This window comes from Flavobacterium sp. GSP27 (assembly GCF_003970395.1).
GTDB lineage: Bacteria > Bacteroidota > Bacteroidia > Flavobacteriales > Flavobacteriaceae > Flavobacterium.
Genome location: NZ_RYDP01000001.1, coordinates 264,743 through 284,074, shown reverse-complemented (window position 1 = coordinate 284,074; position 19,332 = coordinate 264,743). Strand labels below are relative to the sequence as shown.

Annotated in this window: 20 protein-coding genes and 1 tRNA gene; 16 read left to right on the top strand and 5 right to left on the bottom strand. The window is 35.6% G+C overall.

The window, feature by feature from the left end:
- Nucleotides 1-20 precede the first annotated feature (20 nt).
- The 10 genes from pdxA to EKM05_RS01260 all read left to right on the top strand — a co-directional run bounded on the left by pdxA (nt 21) and on the right by EKM05_RS01260 (nt 7,699).
- Nucleotides 21-1,070 (top strand): 4-hydroxythreonine-4-phosphate dehydrogenase PdxA, encoded by a 1,050-nt coding sequence (gene pdxA, locus EKM05_RS01305; protein WP_126458071.1) that lies wholly within the window; start codon nt 21-23, stop codon nt 1,068-1,070.
- A gap of 85 nt (nt 1,071-1,155) precedes the next feature.
- Entirely contained in the window at nt 1,156-1,698 is a 543-nt protein-coding gene (locus tag EKM05_RS01300) for a DUF177 domain-containing protein (protein ID WP_126458068.1), read from the top strand.
- A 9-nt stretch (nt 1,699-1,707) separates the two neighbouring features.
- Nucleotides 1,708-1,902, top strand: coding sequence for a 50S ribosomal protein L32 (rpmF, locus tag EKM05_RS01295; protein WP_007137315.1), 195 nt, complete (start codon nt 1,708-1,710; stop codon nt 1,900-1,902).
- Between the two features lie 172 nt (nt 1,903-2,074).
- Entirely contained in the window at nt 2,075-3,073 is a 999-nt protein-coding gene (locus EKM05_RS01290) for a beta-ketoacyl-ACP synthase III (RefSeq protein ID WP_126451979.1), read from the top strand.
- Nucleotides 3,074-3,096: 23 nt separating this feature from the next.
- Complete coding sequence (accB, locus tag EKM05_RS01285) at nt 3,097-3,576, top strand: acetyl-CoA carboxylase biotin carboxyl carrier protein (protein WP_126458065.1); 480 nt, start codon at nt 3,097-3,099, stop codon at nt 3,574-3,576.
- A gap of 91 nt (nt 3,577-3,667) precedes the next feature.
- Nucleotides 3,668-5,014 carry an acetyl-CoA carboxylase biotin carboxylase subunit gene (gene accC, locus EKM05_RS01280; protein ID WP_126458062.1) on the top strand — a complete coding sequence of 449 codons (1,347 nt, stop codon included), beginning with the start codon at nt 3,668-3,670 and terminating at the stop codon, nt 5,012-5,014.
- A 265-nt stretch (nt 5,015-5,279) separates the two neighbouring features.
- Entirely contained in the window at nt 5,280-5,576 is a 297-nt protein-coding gene (locus EKM05_RS01275) for a hypothetical protein (RefSeq protein ID WP_126458059.1), read from the top strand.
- Nucleotides 5,577-5,610: 34 nt separating this feature from the next.
- On the top strand, nt 5,611-5,907 hold the full coding sequence (locus EKM05_RS01270; RefSeq protein WP_126458056.1) for a hypothetical protein: 297 nt from the start codon (nt 5,611-5,613) through the stop codon (nt 5,905-5,907).
- 34 nt (nt 5,908-5,941) lie between these two features.
- On the top strand, nt 5,942-6,238 hold the full coding sequence (locus tag EKM05_RS01265) for a hypothetical protein (RefSeq protein WP_126451975.1): 297 nt from the start codon (nt 5,942-5,944) through the stop codon (nt 6,236-6,238).
- A gap of 114 nt (nt 6,239-6,352) precedes the next feature.
- Nucleotides 6,353-7,699, top strand: a complete 1,347-nt coding sequence (locus EKM05_RS01260) for a sigma-54 dependent transcriptional regulator (RefSeq protein WP_126553021.1) — start codon at nt 6,353-6,355, stop codon at nt 7,697-7,699.
- On the opposite strand, the gene EKM05_RS01255 is transcribed toward EKM05_RS01260, so the two are convergent.
- Nucleotides 7,696-10,128, bottom strand: coding sequence for a response regulator (locus tag EKM05_RS01255; RefSeq protein ID WP_126553019.1), 2,433 nt, complete (start codon nt 10,126-10,128; stop codon nt 7,696-7,698). The two genes, EKM05_RS01260 and EKM05_RS01255, sit on opposite strands and share 4 nt — an antisense overlap.
- A gap of 110 nt (nt 10,129-10,238) precedes the next feature.
- Nucleotides 10,239-12,152: a S9 family peptidase gene (locus EKM05_RS01250; RefSeq protein ID WP_126553017.1), complete on the bottom strand. Its 1,914-nt coding sequence runs from the start codon at nt 12,150-12,152 to the stop codon at nt 10,239-10,241.
- 233 nt (nt 12,153-12,385) lie between these two features.
- Between EKM05_RS01250 and EKM05_RS01245 the strand changes: the two genes are divergently transcribed.
- Together EKM05_RS01245 and mtgA are read left to right on the top strand one after the other, a co-directional pair.
- Nucleotides 12,386-13,498 (top strand): FAD-binding oxidoreductase, encoded by a 1,113-nt coding sequence (locus EKM05_RS01245; protein ID WP_126553015.1) that lies wholly within the window; start codon nt 12,386-12,388, stop codon nt 13,496-13,498.
- Nucleotides 13,498-14,244 carry a monofunctional biosynthetic peptidoglycan transglycosylase gene (mtgA, locus tag EKM05_RS01240; protein ID WP_126553013.1) on the top strand — a complete coding sequence of 249 codons (747 nt, stop codon included), beginning with the start codon at nt 13,498-13,500 and terminating at the stop codon, nt 14,242-14,244. Before EKM05_RS01245 ends, mtgA begins: the two co-directional genes overlap by 1 nt.
- Nucleotides 14,245-14,332: 88 nt before the next feature.
- On the opposite strand, the gene EKM05_RS01235 is transcribed toward mtgA, so the two are convergent.
- Nucleotides 14,333-14,406, bottom strand: a tRNA-Ala gene (locus tag EKM05_RS01235).
- A gap of 125 nt (nt 14,407-14,531) precedes the next feature.
- Here EKM05_RS01235 and EKM05_RS01230 point away from each other — a divergent pair.
- The 4 genes from EKM05_RS01230 (at nt 14,532) to EKM05_RS01215 (ending at nt 17,311) form a co-directional block, all read left to right on the top strand.
- Nucleotides 14,532-15,299, top strand: coding sequence for an enoyl-CoA hydratase/isomerase family protein (locus EKM05_RS01230; RefSeq protein WP_126553011.1), 768 nt, complete (start codon nt 14,532-14,534; stop codon nt 15,297-15,299).
- Nucleotides 15,300-15,561: 262 nt separating this feature from the next.
- The gene (locus tag EKM05_RS01225; RefSeq protein WP_126458035.1) at nt 15,562-16,026 is read left to right on the top strand and encodes a 6-carboxytetrahydropterin synthase; all 465 of its coding nucleotides are present in this window, start codon (nt 15,562-15,564) and stop codon (nt 16,024-16,026) included.
- A gap of 4 nt (nt 16,027-16,030) precedes the next feature.
- Nucleotides 16,031-16,783, top strand: a complete 753-nt coding sequence (locus tag EKM05_RS01220; RefSeq protein ID WP_126553009.1) for a UDP-2,3-diacylglucosamine diphosphatase — start codon at nt 16,031-16,033, stop codon at nt 16,781-16,783.
- Nucleotides 16,784-17,014: 231 nt separating this feature from the next.
- On the top strand, nt 17,015-17,311 hold the full coding sequence (locus EKM05_RS01215) for a superinfection immunity protein (RefSeq protein WP_126459070.1): 297 nt from the start codon (nt 17,015-17,017) through the stop codon (nt 17,309-17,311).
- Nucleotides 17,312-17,451: 140 nt separating this feature from the next.
- Here the strand turns inward: EKM05_RS01215 and EKM05_RS01210 are convergent, their stop codons facing one another.
- Both EKM05_RS01210 and EKM05_RS01205 read right to left on the bottom strand, forming a co-directional pair.
- A complete protein-coding gene (locus EKM05_RS01210) occupies nt 17,452-17,808 on the bottom strand; it encodes a hypothetical protein (RefSeq protein ID WP_126458028.1) in 357 nt (118 codons plus the stop codon).
- 253 nt (nt 17,809-18,061) lie between these two features.
- Nucleotides 18,062-19,330 (bottom strand): MFS transporter, encoded by a 1,269-nt coding sequence (locus EKM05_RS01205; RefSeq protein ID WP_126553007.1) that lies wholly within the window; start codon nt 19,328-19,330, stop codon nt 18,062-18,064.
- Between the last annotated feature and the right edge of the window lie 2 nt (nt 19,331-19,332).

Here is a 19,332-nt window from a genome sequence, read left to right as displayed (position 1 = left end):
GCAATAAATAACGGTATGTCATTATGAAAAAAGCAGAAAATATAATTGTCGGAATTTCTATTGGAGATTTAAACGGTATTGGAAGCGAAGTTGTTTTAAAAACATTTGAGGATTCTCGCATGTTAGAGTTGTGCACTCCAGTTATCTTTGCTAATGTCAAGTTGTTGTCTTTTGTTAAAAAAAGTTTTCAATCAACATCTTTGCTCCACGGGATCGACAAATTAGATCAAATCGTATTAGGCAAAATCAATGTATTAAACCTCTGGAAAGAAGGTGTGGATTTAAATCTTGGCAAGGATGATTCTAAGGCAGGGGAATATGCTATAAAATCATTTATTGCAGCGACGAAAGCACTCAAAGAAGGCGTTATAGACGTTCTGGTAACAGCACCAATAAATAAATTCAATATACAATCAGACGATTTTAAGTTTCCGGGCCATACGGATTACCTAGACCAAGAACTAGAAGGCAATGCCTTGATGTTGATGGTTCAGGATAATTTGAGAATAGGATTGCTGACAGATCATATTCCGCTTAGTGAAGTCGCCTCACAGCTAACGGAAGAATTGATTGTGCGAAAAATCGAAACGGTCAGACAGACTTTGATCAAAGATTTTGGCATTAATAAACCCAAAATAGCAGTTTTAGGTTTAAACCCGCATTGTGGAGATGGCGGAGTCATAGGGACAGAGGATGACTTGATTATAAAACCTACATTAAAAAAAATGTTCGACAAAGGGATCTTAGTATTTGGTCCATTTGCTGCAGATGGTTTCTTTGGCAGTAATCAATACGAGAAATACGATGCCGTTATAGCAACCTACCACGATCAAGGATTGATTCCTTTCAAAACATTATCTTTTGGAAAAGGAGTAAATTATACTGCAGGCTTGCATAAAATAAGAACCTCACCAGATCACGGCACCGCTTATGATATAGCAGGCAAGGGAATAGCTGATTTTAACTCCTTCAAAGAGGCTGTATATCTGGCAATAGACATTTATCATTCCAGAAATCAATATGCAGAAATTAGCAAAAAACCATTGAAAACAAAAGAAAAGCAGTTGTGAACAAAAAAAAGTGAATAACATTATTAGATTTGCAATAATTTTATATCTTTGCACTCCCGAAGTTTAAGGGAAAATTGTTGTTGAAATGAAGAACACAAAAGAATATTTAATTCCTTTTATAGGATTAAAGCTAGGGAAACATCATTTTGAGTATCAAATCAGTAATGCGTTCTTTGAAATCTTTGATTATGATGAATATCAAGATTCAAAGATCAAAGTAAATGTAGTTTTAGAGAAAAAAAGCACACTGTTAGAGTTGCGTTTTAATCACAAAGGGGCTGTAAATGTGCCATGTGATCTTACCAGCGAAGATTTTGATCTGCCAATTGAGGGCGAAATGAAATTAATCGTTCGTTTTGATGAGGTTTACAATAATGACAACGACGAATTATTGATTTTGCCCCACGGAGAGTTTGAAATAAATATTGCACAATATATCTATGAAATGATTGTGCTGTCAGTCCCTTTAAGACGTGTTCATCCGGGCATACAAGATGGAAGTTTAAAGACTGAAGCCTTGACAAAACTCAATGAATTGACGATAAAGGAAGAAAAAGAAGAAAATAAAGAAGAAGAAAATATTGACCCGCGTTGGGACAAGTTAAAGCAACTATTAACGGATAAATAATATAGTAAAATGGCACATCCTAAGAGAAAAATCTCCAAAACAAGAAGAGATAAAAGAAGAACACATTACAAAGCTACTGTAGCACAGATTGCTACTTGTCCAATTACTGGAGAAGCACATTTATACCACAGAGCGTATTGGCATGAAGGTAAAATGTACTACAGAGGGCAAGTTGTTATAGATAAATCTGTAGCTGTTGCATAATACATTTTTTGTAAATGATATTCGAACTCTCACATCGTGAGAGTTTTTTTGTTGTTTGTAATTTTCGTTAAATAAGAAGTTCTAATTCAAAGAGAATGGAATTTTTTTTGTAATTTTCAAGTCTTTTAAAAATTTTCAAATGGTACCATTTGACTAGAAATAAACGCATACAATGAATACAATCACAGCCGCAATAACCGCTGTTGGAGCCTATGTTCCAGACTTTGTACTAACGAACAAAGCTCTTGAAGCCATGGTCGACACCAATGACGAATGGATCACCTCTCGTACAGGAATAAAAGAAAGAAGAATCCTTAAAGACAAGGACAAGGGAACTTCTTTTTTGGCCATAAAAGCCGCGCAGGATTTATTGGCCAAAGCGAACATTGACCCTTTAGAGATCGATCTACTAATTATGGCAACCGCAACGCCCGACATGCCAGTAGCGTCAACAGGCGTATATGTAGCAACCCAAATTGGAGCCACAAATGCTTTTGCTTATGATTTGCAGGCTGCTTGTTCCAGTTTTTTGTTTGGGATGTCAACAGCTGCTGCTTATATTCAATCCGGAAGGTATAAAAAAGTACTCTTAATTGGTGCTGATAAAATGTCTTCTATCGTGGATTATAAAGACCGATCTACTTGTATTATTTTTGGAGATGGTGCTGGTGCAGTACTCTTTGAACCTAACTATGAAGGATTAGGATTGCAGGATGAATACTTGCGCAGTGATGGAATTGGCAGAGATTTTCTTAAAATTGATGCCGGCGGATCACTTAACCCTGCCTCTTTTGAAACGGTAAGAGACAACAAACACAACATTATTCAAGACGGGAAAACAGTGTTTAAATACGCCGTAACCAATATGGCAGATTCAAGCGAATTAATTTTGAAAAGAAATAATCTGACAAATGAAGATGTCGATTGGCTGGTTCCTCATCAAGCCAATAAACGTATAATTGATGCGACAGCCAACAGAATGAATTTAGAAGAATCTAAAGTATTAATGAATATCGAAAAGTACGGAAATACAACTTCTGCCACTTTACCATTAGTGCTTAGTGATTTTGAACATCAGTTCAAAAAAGGAGATACGATAATTTTGGCTGCTTTTGGAGGTGGATTCACTTGGGGATCTATTTATCTAAAATGGGCATACGACAAAAAATAAATTTAAACTAAAAACAAATAATTATGGATTTAAAAGAAATTCAAAATCTAATCAAGTTTGTCGCAAATTCAGGAGTTGCAGAAGTTAAACTAGAGATGGATGACGTGAAAATCACCATCAGAACAACCTTAGAAGGAAATGTCACTGAGACTACTTATGTACAGCAAATGCCCGCTCAAGGAGTGCTTCAGCAACCATTAGCTCCACAACAAGTGGCTCCCGTTGCAGTTGTTCCGGCAGTACCTGCGATAGAAAACGCTCATTTCATCACTATAAAATCTCCAATTATTGGAACTTTTTATAGAAAACCATCTCCGGATAAACCGATGTTTGTTGAAGTAGGTAAAAGCATCGCTAAAGGAGATGTTCTTTGCGTAATAGAAGCTATGAAGTTATTTAACGAAATTGAATCTGAAGTTTCTGGTAAAATCGTAAAAATATTGGTTGACGATATGTCGCCAGTTGAATTTGACCAACCTTTATTCTTAGTAGATCCATCATAAGAAATTATAAATTATAAATTTTGAATGATGCTTTTTCATTATTTGAAATAATTTAAAATTTAAAATTCAACATTTAAAATTGCAAAACAAGATGTTTAAAAAAATATTAATTGCAAATAGAGGAGAAATTGCGTTACGCGTAATTAGAACTTGCAAGGAAATGGGGATCAAAACAGTAGCGGTGTATTCTACTGCAGATGCCGAAAGTTTACATGTAAGGTTTGCTGACGAAGCCGTTTGCATAGGACCACCTCCAAGCAACTTGTCCTATTTGAAAATGTCAAATATAATTGCCGCCGCAGAAATTACAAATGCAGATGCAATACATCCAGGATATGGATTCCTTTCTGAAAACTCTAAGTTTTCTAAAATTTGTCAAGAACATGGAATCAAATTCATTGGAGCTTCTCCAGAAATGATTGATAGAATGGGAGATAAAGCTTCTGCAAAATCGACTATGATAGAAGCGGGTGTTCCTTGTGTTCCGGGTTCAGTTGGGATTTTAGAATCCTATGAACAAGCGCTACAGCTTTCAAGAGATTTTGGCTTTCCCGTAATGCTTAAAGCTACTGCCGGTGGTGGTGGAAAAGGGATGAGAGCAGTTTGGAAAGAAGAAGATTTGTTGAAAGCCTGGGAAGATGCCCGTCAGGAATCAGCCGCAGCTTTTGGAAATGACGGAATGTATTTGGAGAAATTAATCGAAGAACCTCGTCATATTGAAATTCAAGTTGTAGGAGATGCTTACGGAAAAGCCTGTCATCTTTCAGAAAGAGATTGTTCTGTTCAAAGACGTCACCAAAAATTGACCGAGGAAACTCCATCACCGTTTATGACCGATGAATTGCGTCAGAAAATGGGGGAAGCAGCTGTAAAAGCAGCCGAATACATTAAGTATGAAGGTGCTGGAACGGTTGAGTTTTTGGTGGATAAAAACCGTAACTTTTATTTCATGGAAATGAATACCCGTATTCAAGTGGAGCATCCTATTACAGAACAGGTTATTGATTACGACTTAATTCGGGAACAAATTATGGTTGCTGCCGGAATATCTATTTCAGGTAAAAATTATTTACCACAGTTGCACGCCATCGAATGTAGAATTAATGCAGAAGATCCTTATAATGATTTCCGTCCTTCTCCAGGAAAAATTACAACACTTCACATGCCCGGTGGACATGGTGTTCGTTTAGACACTCACGTTTATTCAGGATATACAATTCCGCCAAATTACGATTCTATGATTGCAAAGTTAATTACTACTGCACAAACTCGTGAAGAAGCAATTAGTAAAATGAGAAGAGCCTTAGACGAATTTGTGATTGAAGGAATAAAAACTACCATTCCTTTTCACAGACAGTTGATGGATGATCCTCGCTATATTGCAGGTGATTACACAACCGCTTTTATGGATACGTTCAAAATGAACGACCCAGAATAGCAGATTTACATATCTATAATAAAAAACCTTGCAGCGATGCAAGGTTTTTTTGTTTAGAACCACTACAAAAAAACAAAGCGGGTAATTTATACCCACAACACGCTACGTTTTACCCACATTTCTCCTTATTAAAAAAAACATATTTCATTAAACACCTCTATTACAGATATTTAATGACACAGCGCCTTCCTTTATAACTCTGGTACAATTATTTCAATTACTTGAACAATAATAAGTAACAATAATAATCTATAAATAAAACAGTATGAAAAAGTTAATGGTATCAGCAGCAATTGTAATAGCGAGTTTTTCAACATATACAACTACAGCTCAAACAACAACTACACCAGCAAAAACAGCCTCAATTCAAGAAGAATATATTGAAGTGAAAAATGAAGAAGTGCCGGAAGCTGTAACAAAAGCGTTAAAAACGGCTTACCCAGATGCAATTCTAGACAAAGCATATACAAATGCAAATAAAGAATATAAACTGGATGTGACTGTTGGGGACAAAAAAGGAAATCTTTTTGCAGATGCTACTGGGAAATGGATTCAAAAATAAAGCATTAAAACAATAACAATTTAAAAGAAACACTATGAAAAAGTTAATTTTATCAGCAGCAATTATTTTAGGAAGTATGACAGCATTTGCCACTACAGTTCCAACTTCAAATGAACTAGTACAAACGCTATCCATTCAAGAGGAATATGTAGAGGTACAAGTAGAAAATGTTCCGGATGCTATTAAAACCGCTTTACTAGCAGCACATCCAGACGCTGTTCTGGACAAAGCACACGTAAATGCTAACAAAGAGTATAAATTAGAAGTGACTGCAGCAGCGAAAAAAGTTATTCTTTTTGCAGATGAAACTGGGAAATGGATTCAAAAATAAAGCATCAAAACAATAACAATTTAAAAAAAATACTATGAAAAAGTTAATTTTATCAGCAGCAATTATTTTAGGAAGCATGTCCGCATTTGCAACAATACTTCCCGTTCAAAACCCACAAAATCAATCTGTTTTACTACAAGAAGAATATACTGAAGTACAAGCAGAAGCCGTTCCTCAAGCAATAAAAACAGCTATGGAAAAAGCATATCCCGGAGCAATTCTGGGAAAAGCATACATCAATAAAAATAAAGAATACAAACTAGAAATTACAGTTGGAGACCAGAATGCTACTGTTTATGCGGATGCTGAAGGAAACTGGATAAATAAATAATTTAGGTGAGTTTTGTTTAAAAAGAGAGATTGTTTTAACAGTCTCTCTTTTTTTGCAAAAAATTAGCTAAATACAAATTTAATACCTTTATTTTAGCCATAAAGTTAAAATACAATGGCTAAAATTTTATTGATTGAAGATGATGTTGCTTTTTGTAAATTATTAGAAAAATTTCTGGTAAAAAACGATTATGAAGTAACGGCTACATTTTCAGCTGAAGAAGCAAAATCTCAAATCAAAAACAATGAATTTGACCTCATCATTACGGATTTACGACTTCCAAATTATGATGGAATTAAACTTATGTCAGAAATCAAGAGTACCCATCCTAATGTTCCCGTCCTCTTAATGACGGGATATTCTGATGTGAATACTGCTGTAAAAGCCATGAAAAATGGGGCGGCAGATTATATTTCTAAACCATTCAATCCCGAAGAAGTTTTATTGGTTATTCAAAATTCTCTTCAAATGGAAACGCACACTAATTCTGACAAAGTAATTTCTGAACCTAAAACTGACAATAAAAAAAACAAAAAACCGACTAGTGAATTTGTAAAGGGGATCTCAAAAGCATCTCAAAAACTGGCAGAATATATCCAACTCGTCAGCCCAACAAATATGTCAGTTTTAATCATCGGCGAAAGCGGAACGGGAAAGGAAGTTATTGCCAAAGGCATTCACCAGAACAGTTCCAGAACAAACAATAATTTCATTGCCGTAGACTGTGGATCGATCCCAAAAGAATTAGCTGCAAGTGAGTTTTTTGGCCATGTAAAAGGATCTTTTACGGGAGCCATAAATGATAAAATTGGATTTTTCGAGGCAGCAAACAGAGGTACATTATTTCTTGACGAAATAGGGAATCTTTCCTATGAAAATCAAATCCAACTATTGAGAGCACTCCAAGAAAGAAAAATTAAGCCTGTAGGAAGCAATAAAGAAATTGATGTAGACATCAGAATCATCACCGCCACAAACGAAGACTTACGGGAAGCGGTAAAAAATGGGACATTCAGAGAGGATTTGTACCATAGAATAAATGAGTTCTCTATACATTCCCCCTCTTTGGTAGATCGTGACGAAGATTTGATGCTCTTTTCCGATTTTTTCCTTGAAAAATCAAATCAGGAATTAAACAAAAAAATCATTGGGCTTTCTGCTGAAGTAGTTACAATTTTTCAAAACTACAGATGGCCGGGAAATCTGCGTGAGCTTCAAAATTGCATCAAAAGGGCCACGCTCTTGTCGCAAGGAGATTTCATTGAAAAATCAGCACTACCCACAGAATTCTTTCAAAATGAAAACCTAGACACCTCTGATCTGTCTTTGTCTCAAAACGAAAAAGAAGTCATTCAGGAAGCTTTAGCTAAAACCAATAACAACAAAACAGAAGCTGCTAAATTATTGAAAATCAACAGAAAAACACTGTATAATAAATTAAAATTATACAACATCAATTAGTTTAATTCCTTTTCTAACAGGACAAAAAGAGCTGTTATTTTGAGCTTCAAATTAATTGAAGCCATTTTTACCTCTTCAAGTGTTAAGTCTTCTTGCTCTAATACATCTAGAATAACACTGATTTCTGATGCGCTAATTTGCTTGAACATGGGAGCCATTTTATGAGCTGTATTTTTAATCTCCATAAAATCAATGTTTGAAACTGACCGATCTAAATTTTCTAAATTCTTTGCCGTACTTTTTATAAATGAGAGTAACACTTCTTTTAAAGCAACTATATCATTAGATAAAAAAGCGTTCAAGACTTTTAATGAATAAGGCCTTTCCCCCTTTGTTTGCTTGCTTTTTAGAATTGCTTCAAAGGGAACTGCGTCATTGTTCAAAATAGACTGTAATGTTTTAAGCAGTATTTTAGGAGAATAAGGCTTGCTGATTACAGTGGTAAATCCTGCGGTTGTGTAGTTGTCCAGATTTAAATCATTTCTTCCGGTGACCGCTATTACAGGTTGTTTTTCATACTCGTATTTGGGATTATCTATGAGTTCTTTCAAAAATAAAAACCCGTCCATAACTGGCATTTGAATATCGGTGATAATCAAATCAAAGGTAATATTTGATAGCGCATCAAGAGCTTCTTTTGCACTAGCAAAAGGGAATACAATATATTGGTTTTGTTTTAAAACTTCAGTTGTTAATTTCAACAAGCTTTCATCGTCATCTATCAGTATGGCTCTATAATGCTTTTTTGACGGATTCGCAGTAGTCTGTTTTTCGGAAACCGTGACATCAAAAAGTAAGGGAATTTGGATTGTAAACAAACTTCCCTTTCCTAATTCACTTTTCAAATGCAAAGCACCGCCTAGAATCGCTGTCATTTTTTTAGAAATGGTAAGTCCTAATCCTGTCCCGCCATATTTTTTCTCTATATTCTTATCGGCTTGAATGAATTCCTCAAAAATGAGTTCTTGGTTTTTTTCTGCTATTCCAATCCCGGAATCTTCTATTTGTATCGCTATCAATTGTGTTTCCAAGTAGATTTCAACGCTAATTTTTATGAATCCTTTTTCAGTAAACTTGAACGCATTTCCAATAAGGTTTGATACTATTTGTCTTAAACGAAAAGGATCCCCAATGATTTTTTTTTCGAGATTAGGGTCAATTTCAACAATCAGTTGAATTGGTTTTTGTGCATAAACGGATTGAATGCTATTTGCCACTTCATAAATCATCTCGTACAGCGAAAACGGGATTTTTTCTATCGTGATTTTCCCAGCTTCAATTTGAGTAAAATCCAATAGATCCTGAACCAATTGTGAAATATAATCGGAGGAACCTTTGATGTTCTTGGTGTAATAGCATTGTTTACTGCTTAAATCGGAATTTCCCAATAATTCCGTATAGCCAATAATCGTGCTTAAAGGGGTTTTCAGGTCGTGGCTTACAGTTGCAATGAGTTGCTCCCGACTAATAAGTAATTTTTTGGATTTTAGATTTGCCTCCTCCAATTGTTTCTTATAGGATTGGGTTTTTGAGTAATCATTTAGAATTATAATCAAAAAAAACAAAGTAAGCAATAATCCAATTATAGCCGCAGAGGTTACAATTTGATTCGTTTTTGCTAAGGAATTCTCTCTATCCGAATAATTTTTTGTGGTGTTTATTATAATTTCCCGTTCTATAATGTTAAGGACTTTTCTTAGCTGGTCAGAGATTGAAAGTTCATTTTGCAATAATTTATTTTCCTCAAAATTCAATAATTTTTTCTTTCGGGATGTTTCTCTTTTTACCTCATTTAATAAATTTTTAGAAACCGTCAAAATAGAATCGGTTGCTTTTTTACTTAACGTATTGGTACTATCATCCGGAATGTTTTGATTTAAGTAGGCAACATATTTCTGAAGGACATTTCGTTGATAAATTCCCATTCTGGCGGGATCTTTTACAAAATCTTCTAATTCCAGTTTCCGCAAGGAAGACTCCATTTTAGTCAAATCACCAATCGCGTCGTCCACCGCATCTTCATTTTCAGTTTTATTTTTAATAAGTTTAAGTTGCTGAATATTTATCGTTTTCTTAGATAGCAATTGCTTGACACTGTCTAGTAAAGTGATTTGGTGTGGTGTGGAGACAAACAATTTCAAGGAATCAATTTCTGCTTTTAACAGCATATTTTTCTTCATATAGTTGTTAAAATTTTTTTCTGATTCTGATTGAATGGCTATTCGAGCTAAATTTTCCGTTTCATACGTATCAGAGAGCAAGTTGCTAACCCGTAAAATAGTATTGCTTTCCTCGGTAATTCTTTCTTCGGTTTTTGAAAAATTCTTGTTCTCGGAGTATAAAAACCAGCCCACACTGGCAAAAAGCACCGCCAAAACCAGATAACTCAGGAAAATTTTTATCGGAATATAACTTTTTTTGTTATTCATTTTTCAAAGATAAAAATTACAAAATTATTTAAAGTTAAGGTATTCAAAATATTTTGACACAAACAAAAAACCCCACGAAAAAGTGAGGCTTCCTATTTTTAAAATGATTTCTACAAGGTTTCTTTGAGCCATTTGAAAAATTCACCTTGCCAAACCTGCGCATTTTGAGGTTTTAGTACCCAGTGATTTTCTTCCGGGAAATACAAAAATCTACTTTTTATTCCTCGTAATTGTGCTGCTTGGAACGCTTCCTGTCCTTGTCCTATTGGTACACGAAAATCTTTTCCGCCTTGAATAATTAAAATAGGTTTGTTCCATTTCTCTACCAGAGTCATTGGGTTGAATGTCGTGTAGGTTTTTTGCGCTACAGCATTGTCTTTTTCCCAATAAGCACCGCCAAAATCCCAATTGCTAAAGAAAACTTCTTCGGTAGTCCCAAACATGCTTTGGGTGTTAAAAACACCATCATGGGCAATGAAGGTTTTGAATCGGTTGTTGTGCATTCCGGCCAGATAGAAAACAGAATACCCGCCGTAACTGGCACCAACGCATCCTAAACGAGTGGCATCAACATATTTTTCCTTAGCAACAGCATCAATCGCTGACAGGTAGTCATCAATTACTTGTCCGCCCCAATCTTTGCTGATTTGCTCATTCCATTCCACGCCATGACCTTGCATTCCACGACGGTTAGGAGCCACAACAATATAGCCGTTGGCAGCCATCAGCTGTAAATTCCATCGGAAGGAATAAAATTGTGTCAATGGAGATTGAGGTCCGCCTTGACAATACAAAAGCGTTGGGTATTTTTTTGAAGCATCAAAATTAGGAGGAAGAACCACCCAAACTAACATTTTTTTGCCATCTGTTGTCGTAACATATCTTCTTTCGGTTTTGCTTAGCGCCAAAGAATTATAAATTGTAGTATTGACATTAGACAGTTGTTTCCAAGTCTTTTTCTTCAGATTATAAGAAAAAAGTTCTGCCGCATGATTCATGTCGGTTCTCGTTACAATGATATTATCACCGGAAAACCCAACTAAATCATTGACATCAAATTCTCCATTGGTGACTTGGCGAACGGTAATTGCTCCCGAAGCTTCTGGATTGGTCAGACCAGGAAAATTAACTTCAAACAACTGCTTTGTTCCGTCTACAGGGGCAACAAAAAATATTTTTCCCCCGTCACTACTCCAGATAAAATTGTCTACTGTTCCATCCCAATTGGTCGTTAAGTTCATTTTCATTCCTTTGAAACTAACTATCAGGTCGTTTTTATCTGCCTCATACCCATCTCGTTTCATTTGCAACCAAGTCAAATTTCCGGTTGGAGAAAATTGTGGAGCGGTATCATATCCAAGGTTTTCTTCCGTTCTATTGCTGGTTTTCCCAGTTTTCAGGTTGTATTCATAGATATTGGTGTTGGTAGAAAGAGCATAGTCAGTTCCTGCTTTTTTCTTGCTTACGTACAGAATACTTTTGCTGTCTGGCGACCAAATGTAATCTTCATCACCACCAAAAGGTTTTTGTGGACTGTCGAAATTTTCGCCTTTCAGAATGTCAATTCCCATGGCGCCTTCTTTGTTTTCTTTATAAAAAACATGGTTGTATTTGCCTTCATTCCAGGTATCCCAATGACGATAATTCAATCCGTCATAGATTTGAACATCTGATTTTACTAATTCTGGATAAAAATCTTTTCCATGAACGTTCTCCATTTTTACTTCTTCATTGTAAACGATATATTTCCCGTCAGGAGACCTGTTTTTATCTTTTAACAGGGCTGCGGTATCTTTTACTTCGGTTGGATTTCCGCCATTTACGGGTAAAGTGTAGAATTTTGTATCCGATTTATTTTCTTGAACAGAAGGAGTTGTTACTTTATACACTACATTTTTTCCATCTTTGGAAATGCCTAAAGGGGTTACTCTTCCTAGTTTCCAGAGCAGTTCTGGAGTCATTACATTTTGTGCCATAGCATTTAAACTCATCATTAATAAAGGTATAAATAGGAATTTGTTCATTTTAATAATTTATTTTTTCGAATGCTAAAATTAGCCAATTTAATTTGATGTTTTTTTGTTTTTAATACTTGTTTTTTAGCCCCGATAAAAGTGGAAATCCCTTTGTTTTTTTCTTTAAAAAATAAAAGATTACTTCACACTACTTTTATTTTAATTGGAGTTCAGTGAATTTATTTAGAACGGATAGCGGTATTAGCTCCAAAAAATTATTATTTTTATAAAAATATTTAAACATGGATTTGAGCTATTGGGAGTTGAAAAACTGGTTTACTGATGTAAATTATACCATCGTAGGAAGCGGTATTGTGGGCTTACATGCTGCATTACGCTTGCGCGAAAGATTCCCTGAAAGCAAAATTCTAGTGTTGGAAAAAGGAATGTTGCCGCAGGGCGCGAGTACTAAAAATGCCGGTTTTGCTTGTTTTGGAAGTCTCTCAGAAATCATCGATGATTTAAAATCCCACTCGGAAGAGGAAGTCATTCATCTCGTTCAAAAACGGTGGCAAGGCTTGCAGTTGTTGCGAAAAAGATTGGGTGATGACACGATAGATTTTAAACCGTACGGCGGATATGAGTTGTTTTTAAAAGCAGATGAAAGTAGCTATAATGAATGTGCTGGAAAATTACCATTTATCAATGAAATCTTAAGACCACTTTTCAAAGCCGATGTTTTCGCCATGGAAGTAAACTGTTTTGGGTTTAGCGGGATAGAGGAATATTTAGTTTTCAATCCGTTTGAAGCACAAATAGATACCGGAAATATGATGCAGGCGTTGTTGAAAGAAGCGGTTTCTAAAAATATTTTAATCCTGAATCAACAAACCGTTACCTCCTATTTCGACAACGGGAATAAAGTGGAAGTGGCACTTGCTGATTTTAGTTTTAGTACCCAGAAAATACTGTTTGCAACAAATGGTTTTGCTAATACATTGACAAATGGTGCGGTTAAACCGGCCAGAGCACAAGTTTTAATTACGGAGCCTATCAAAAACTTAAATATAAAAGGAACTTTTCACTTGGATAGAGGGTATTATTATTTTAGGAATATTGGCGATAGAATACTACTGGGCGGAGGAAGAAATCTGGATTTTGAAACGGAAAATACAACTGAATTTGGACAAACAGAAATTGTCCAAAATAAATTGGAACAATTATTAAAAGAAGTAATTTTGCCGAATCAGGATTTCCAAATTGCACACCGTTGGAGCGGCATTATGGGTGTTGGTAACAGCAAAAGTCCTATCGTTTCACAACTGTCAGATAATGTCTATTGCGGTGTGCGATTGGGTGGAATGGGAGTGGCAATAGGAAGTTTAATTGGAACAGAATTAGCAGATTTAGTATAATGGCAACGAAAATAACACCCAGGAAATCAAAACAACCCATTAAAAAAGAAACAACCTCTTTTATGAGCAAACTAATTCGTTTTTTATTCAAAATATTGTTGTGGTTCATCGGACTCTCTTTATTTTTTGTGGTATTTTTTAAATTTGTACCCGTTCCGTTTACCCCATTAATGGTGATTCGTGCAATTGAAAATAAAGTAGGTGGGAAAGAAGTTTTCTATAGCCACGACTGGGAACCTATTGAAAACATCTCGATGAATCTTCAAAAAGCCGTGATTGCCAGTGAAGATGGAACGTTCCTGAAACATAATGGTTTTGATTTTGTAGCCATGCAAAAAGCGTATAAAAGCAATGAACGAGGCCGAAGAATAAAAGGAGGAAGCACAATATCACAACAAACGGCCAAAAACGTATTTCTTTGGCAAGGCCGCAGTTATTTGAGAAAAGGATTGGAAGCATATTTCACTCTTCTGATTGAAATCATTTGGGGAAAGGAACGCATTATGGAAGTCTACTTGAACAGTATCGAAATGGGGAATGGTGTCTATGGAGCTCAAGCAGCCACCGAACATTGGTATCGAAAAGATGCTTCCAGTTTAACACTAATCCAGGCTGCAGGAATAGCCGCGATATTACCCAATCCAAGAAAATATTCGGCGACTAGTTCTTCCACGTATATCAACAGGCGAAAAGCTAAAATTGTACGCGTGATGCGACAAGTAGGAAAAATTGAATATCCAAAATAGTTTGTAGCAGTCTTAAAAAGTAATCAGATAATTTCTAAAAATAAAAAACCGTAAACTCTTAATTAAAAGATTTTACGGTTTTATTTTGTGGAGAATACCGGATTCGAACCGGTCACCCCTTGCCTGCCAGGCAAGTACTCTAGCCAAATGAGCTAATCCCCCAAACTAGTTCGCAAATATAACATATAAATTTCCCAAAAAGCAAATTTCAAAATACAAATCCATTCTATTTGAAAAAAAGTCAAATCCTCCTTTACTTTTTTTAACTTTACATCAAAATCCCCACTATGGTATCAGAAAACCCAATAGGTTCGCTCTTCACAACAATTGAAAATAATATTGCTACCGTTACATTTGGTCATCCTTCGAGCAATTCTTTTCCAAGAGAATTGTTGGATCGACTCACTACTGAATTCAATAATTTAAGTGCCGATCCAGCCGTTTCGGTGATAGTTATACAAAGTGAAGGCTCGGGTGCCTTTTGTGCGGGTGCTTCTTTTGATGAACTTTTAGCTGTTTCCAATGAAGAAGCAGGAACACAATTTTTTTCTGGATTTGCGCATTTGATCAATGCAATGCGTTCATGTTCCAAGCTTATCGTCGGGCGCATTCATGGAAAAGCAGTTGGTGGAGGCATAGGAATTGCTTCCGCCTGTGATTATGCATTGGCGACAAAAAATGCATCAATAAAACTATCAGAATTGGCCATCGGAATTGGTCCCTTTGTAATAGAACCTGTCGTTTCGAAGAAAATCGGAAAAACGGCAATGGCCGAAATGACCCTCGCAGCCCATGAATGGAAAACTGCTGATTGGGCCACAGCCAAAGGATTATACGCTAATACTTTTGAAACCATAACAGAACTGGATGCCGCAATAGCTGATTTCACTGGTAAATTATCCGGTTACAATCCAAAAGGTTTATTGGAGATGAAAAAGGTTTTCTGGGAAGGAACGCAACATTGGGATACATTGTTGCTAGAACGCGCCGCGATTTCGGGTAAATTGGTGTTGTCTGATTTTACCAGAAAAGCATTGTCCCAATTCAAAAAGTGATTTTCGAAGGATTTATTCTGAATTTATTTCAGGAGCTATTTCCTGCTGTACACTATATCTTTTTATAAGGTGGAAAAAAATCACCTTATAAAAAGGATGCCGTTTCCATCAGGGCTAGAACATTTGTGGATTATCAAATTCGGATTACAAACAAAATAATTTCATCCTATCTCCCTCCACTTTGGGGAGGGTTGGGGAGGGAAAATATTTACATCCCATTTCTCATATCAATTTGCTAAATTTGCATCAAAATTAAACTCCAATGAGCAATATCAGAATTACTAAACAATTTAGTTTCGAAACCGGACACGCCTTATATGGCTATGATGGGAAATGTAAAAATGTCCACGGACATAGTTATAAATTGTCAGTAACGGTAATTGGAACCCCAATTTCAGATCGCTCTAATGTGAAATTTGGAATGGTGATTGACTTCACGGATTTAAAGAAAATTGTAAAAGAAGAAATAGTAGATCAGTTTGACCATGCGACTGTTTTCAACGGAACAACCCCGCATATCGAATTGGCAAACGAATTAATAGTTCGCGGACACCATGTTATTTTAGTAGAGTACCAACCAACAAGCGAAAATATGGTAGTTGATTTTTCTCAAAGAATCATCAGAAGATTACCCGAAGGAATCACCCTTTTCTCTTTGAAATTACAAGAAACCGAATCTTCTTTCGCGGAATGGTTTGCCAGTGATAATGTGAAATCCATACTGTAACTTCATGCAATTACACAATAACAAAAAAATATATTTTGCCTCCGACCAGCATTTTGGAGCACCGACACCCGAATTGAGTTTCCCGAGAGAACAAAAATTCGTAGCTTGGCTCGACGAAGTAAAAGACGATGCTGAAGCTATTTTTCTATTGGGCGATTTATTTGATTTTTGGTTCGAATACAAAACCGTAGTTCCAAAAGGGTTTATCCGTATTTTAGGTAAATTGGCCGAAATCCGAGACAGTGGAATCCCTATTTATTTCTTCGTGGGAAACCATGATTTATGGATGGAAGATTATTTTCAGAAGGAATTGAACATTCCAGTTTTTCATGACAATCAAGAATATACTTTTGGAGATAAAACATTCCTTATTGGCCACGGTGATGGAAAAGGTCCTGGAGATCTAGGGTACAAACGCATGAAAAAAGTGTTTGCCAATCCGTTTTTCAAATGGCTTTTCAGATGGTTGCATCCGGATATTGGAGTTAAACTGGCGCAATACCTGTCCGTAAAAAACAAACTGATCTCTGGTGATGAAGATGTGACTTTTCTGGGTGAAGACAATGAATGGTTAATTCTGTATTCCAAAAGAAAATTAGAAACCAAACACTACAATTACCTTATTTTTGGCCATCGTCATTTGCCTATGAAAGTAACAGTAGGAGAAAATGCCGAATATGTGAATTTAGGTGACTGGATTACGTATTTTACTTATGGCATTTTTGACGGCGAGAATTTTGAAATCAAAAAGTATTAAGAAATTTTCGAGTATTTTAGTATTGACCTCCTTTCTTTTTATTGCATAAAAAACTTATAAATATGCGAATGCTTCTCCGTTGACGTTTTCTTTTTTTGTATATTTGATTTAGGTAATATTTGATTGATTCGATTTTCAATCTCTATAAATTTGGCAGGATTGTGCTGATCATGTCATATCTATAAACGAGTTGGTGTACAGTTTAGTAGAAATTAATCTTAAATAGAAAATATGCAAACAATCATTATAATTTCATTAATAGCTCTTTATTTTTTACCCAGTATTTTAGGTTATAAATTAAGAAATGCGGGTTCAATAATCATTTTAAACTTTCTATTAGGTTGGACTGTTATTGGTTGGATAGTAGCTTTAATATGGTCTGTTTCAAACGATAAAAACAAGAATATTGTAGTTAAACCAACAAATAGCGCATCAAATGAATTAACCCAATTGAAAAAACTTTTTGATGATGGAGTTTTGACGAAAGAAGAATTTGACGCACAAAAAACCAATATACTTAAAAAATAATATGGAAAAATATTTAGAATTAGCAAAAAGAGAGATTGAATATTTAAAACGTGATTCCCCCAGCTGGCACGAGCACCTCGCTCGTGTCTAAAACTACAAACTGTTTATAAAAGATTGAAGTTGAAATTAATAACTCAACCCTAATTCATTCCCTCTCCATACAAATAATCATCTAGATTTATTTTAAACAAAGTGCCTTCTACCAAATCTTTTACGGCATCTAATTCTTCCATGGAAACGGCCAAATCAATTTGGGAACAAGGTGTTTTTAGTAAAAATTTGTGGCATTTGTTTTTCAGTTCACAATCATCGCAACATCTGTTTTGGATGTAGCTGTCTTCAATACAACGTTTAAATAGTTGCAGTTCCTGTTGGGTAAAATAAAAACCCATTTCTCTAAAAACCAATTGGACTTTGTCCAGTACAACGTCATTATCTTTTCTCCAGTAGAAAGCAGTGCCTAAATTGTTATGATATATTTGTTTTATTTCTTGCATGTTTCATTAGTTTGAAGCAAATATAAGTATTATTTATATTTGTTCTAAATAATAAAACATAAAAAAGCATAAAAGTTTGGTAAAATAATCTTGAAATTTTTAATATAGCATGTATAATGCCATTCTACTTTTGTAATTAACAACCGTGCAGTTTGTCATTTCGACGAAGGAGAAATCACATCAAGTTATTCAAATTGTGTGATTCCCCCTTGTCGGACTCGAGTGATAGCAAACTGGCGAAGCAATGACAATATTACTCGCTATTTTCATGTTCCTCAATATCTTTTTGCAAGTCCAGTTTTCTAAAAGTAGGGAATACAGCTCCTGTAATAAATACAGTAATCAGTGTCATGCTTCCACCAAAGACCACTGCGCTAACAGTTCCCATCAGCTTTGCGGTTAATCCACTTTCGAAAGCACCCAATTCATTAGAGGAACCCACAAATATAGAATTCACGGCTGCAACTCGGCCTCTCATGTGATCCGGAGTTTTCAATTGCAAAATAGTTTGGCGTATCACCACCGAAATCCCATCGAAAACACCGCTTAAAAATAAAGCCGCAACTGACAACCAAAAAATCGATGAAAGTCCAAAAACGATAATACAAATCCCAAACGCAAAAATTGCCGATAACAATTTCATACCTGCATTTTTGGTAAAAGGAATATAAGCGGATATTATTAGCATCAAAAATGCGCCAACTGCCGGTGCGGCTCTCAAAACACCAAACTCTTGGGGACCGACTTTCAAAATATCCTGTGCAAAAATGGGTAACAGCGCTACAGCTCCTCCAAAAAGGACGGCAATCATATCTAGTGATAAAGCACCTAAAATCGTTTTATTGTTGTAGACAAACTTCACACCTTCCTTCAAACTTTCCATAATGGGTTCGCCAATTTTTGGATTCAAAATAGGTTTCGTTGCAATTTGGGTTAAAGCGATTAACGCAAAAAGTGAACACCCCAAAACGATGGACATGGACCAATGAACACCAATCCAATTGATCGAAAAACCGGCTACCGCAGGTCCTAAAACGGAACTTATTTGCCAAACAGAACTGCTCCAAGTGGCAGCATTGGGATATAATTTTTTAGGAACAATCAAAGACAAAAGAGAAAATATCGTCGGGCCAAGAAAAGCACGAACCAATCCGCCTAAAAACACGAAAAAGTAAATAGAATATAAAATAGTTTGGGTAGAAAAGTCTTTTATAAAGGGTGGCCATGTAAATAAAAACAAGCCCAAACTAATAATTGAAAATCCTAATATGCATTTAAATAGCAATCCTTTTTTCTCCTTTTGATCGACTATATGTCCGGCAAATAAAGCCATTGAAATGGCTGGAATAACTTCCATTAATCCAATAATTCCTAAGGACAAGGGGTTTTTGGTTAAACTGTAGACTTCCCATTCAATGACGATAAATTGCATCGACCAGCCAAAAACCATAGCAAAACGCAATAACAAAAAAATATTGAATTCTTTATACCGCAGTGCCGAATACGGGTCTTTTTTTTTCATAT

Coding starts and splice junctions, on each gene's coding strand:
- EKM05_RS01300 (WP_126458068.1), top strand. CDS start 1,156: ATGAAGAACACAAAAGAATATTTAATTCCTTTTATAGGATTAAAGCTA.
- rpmF (WP_007137315.1), top strand. CDS start 1,708: ATGGCACATCCTAAGAGAAAAATCTCCAAAACAAGAAGAGATAAAAGA.
- EKM05_RS01290 (WP_126451979.1), top strand. CDS start 2,075: ATGAATACAATCACAGCCGCAATAACCGCTGTTGGAGCCTATGTTCCA.
- accB (WP_126458065.1), top strand. CDS start 3,097: ATGGATTTAAAAGAAATTCAAAATCTAATCAAGTTTGTCGCAAATTCA.
- accC (WP_126458062.1), top strand. CDS start 3,668: ATGTTTAAAAAAATATTAATTGCAAATAGAGGAGAAATTGCGTTACGC.
- EKM05_RS01275 (WP_126458059.1), top strand. CDS start 5,280: ATGAAAAAGTTAATGGTATCAGCAGCAATTGTAATAGCGAGTTTTTCA.
- EKM05_RS01270 (WP_126458056.1), top strand. CDS start 5,611: ATGAAAAAGTTAATTTTATCAGCAGCAATTATTTTAGGAAGTATGACA.
- EKM05_RS01265 (WP_126451975.1), top strand. CDS start 5,942: ATGAAAAAGTTAATTTTATCAGCAGCAATTATTTTAGGAAGCATGTCC.
- EKM05_RS01260 (WP_126553021.1), top strand. CDS start 6,353: ATGGCTAAAATTTTATTGATTGAAGATGATGTTGCTTTTTGTAAATTA.
- EKM05_RS01255 (WP_126553019.1), bottom strand. CDS start 10,128: ATGAATAACAAAAAAAGTTATATTCCGATAAAAATTTTCCTGAGTTAT.
- EKM05_RS01250 (WP_126553017.1), bottom strand. CDS start 12,152: ATGAACAAATTCCTATTTATACCTTTATTAATGATGAGTTTAAATGCT.
- EKM05_RS01245 (WP_126553015.1), top strand. CDS start 12,386: ATGGATTTGAGCTATTGGGAGTTGAAAAACTGGTTTACTGATGTAAAT.
- mtgA (WP_126553013.1), top strand. CDS start 13,498: ATGGCAACGAAAATAACACCCAGGAAATCAAAACAACCCATTAAAAAA.
- EKM05_RS01230 (WP_126553011.1), top strand. CDS start 14,532: ATGGTATCAGAAAACCCAATAGGTTCGCTCTTCACAACAATTGAAAAT.
- EKM05_RS01225 (WP_126458035.1), top strand. CDS start 15,562: ATGAGCAATATCAGAATTACTAAACAATTTAGTTTCGAAACCGGACAC.
- EKM05_RS01220 (WP_126553009.1), top strand. CDS start 16,031: ATGCAATTACACAATAACAAAAAAATATATTTTGCCTCCGACCAGCAT.
- EKM05_RS01215 (WP_126459070.1), top strand. CDS start 17,015: ATGCAAACAATCATTATAATTTCATTAATAGCTCTTTATTTTTTACCC.
- EKM05_RS01210 (WP_126458028.1), bottom strand. CDS start 17,808: ATGCAAGAAATAAAACAAATATATCATAACAATTTAGGCACTGCTTTC.
- EKM05_RS01205 (WP_126553007.1), bottom strand. CDS start 19,330: ATGAAAAAAAAAGACCCGTATTCGGCACTGCGGTATAAAGAATTCAAT.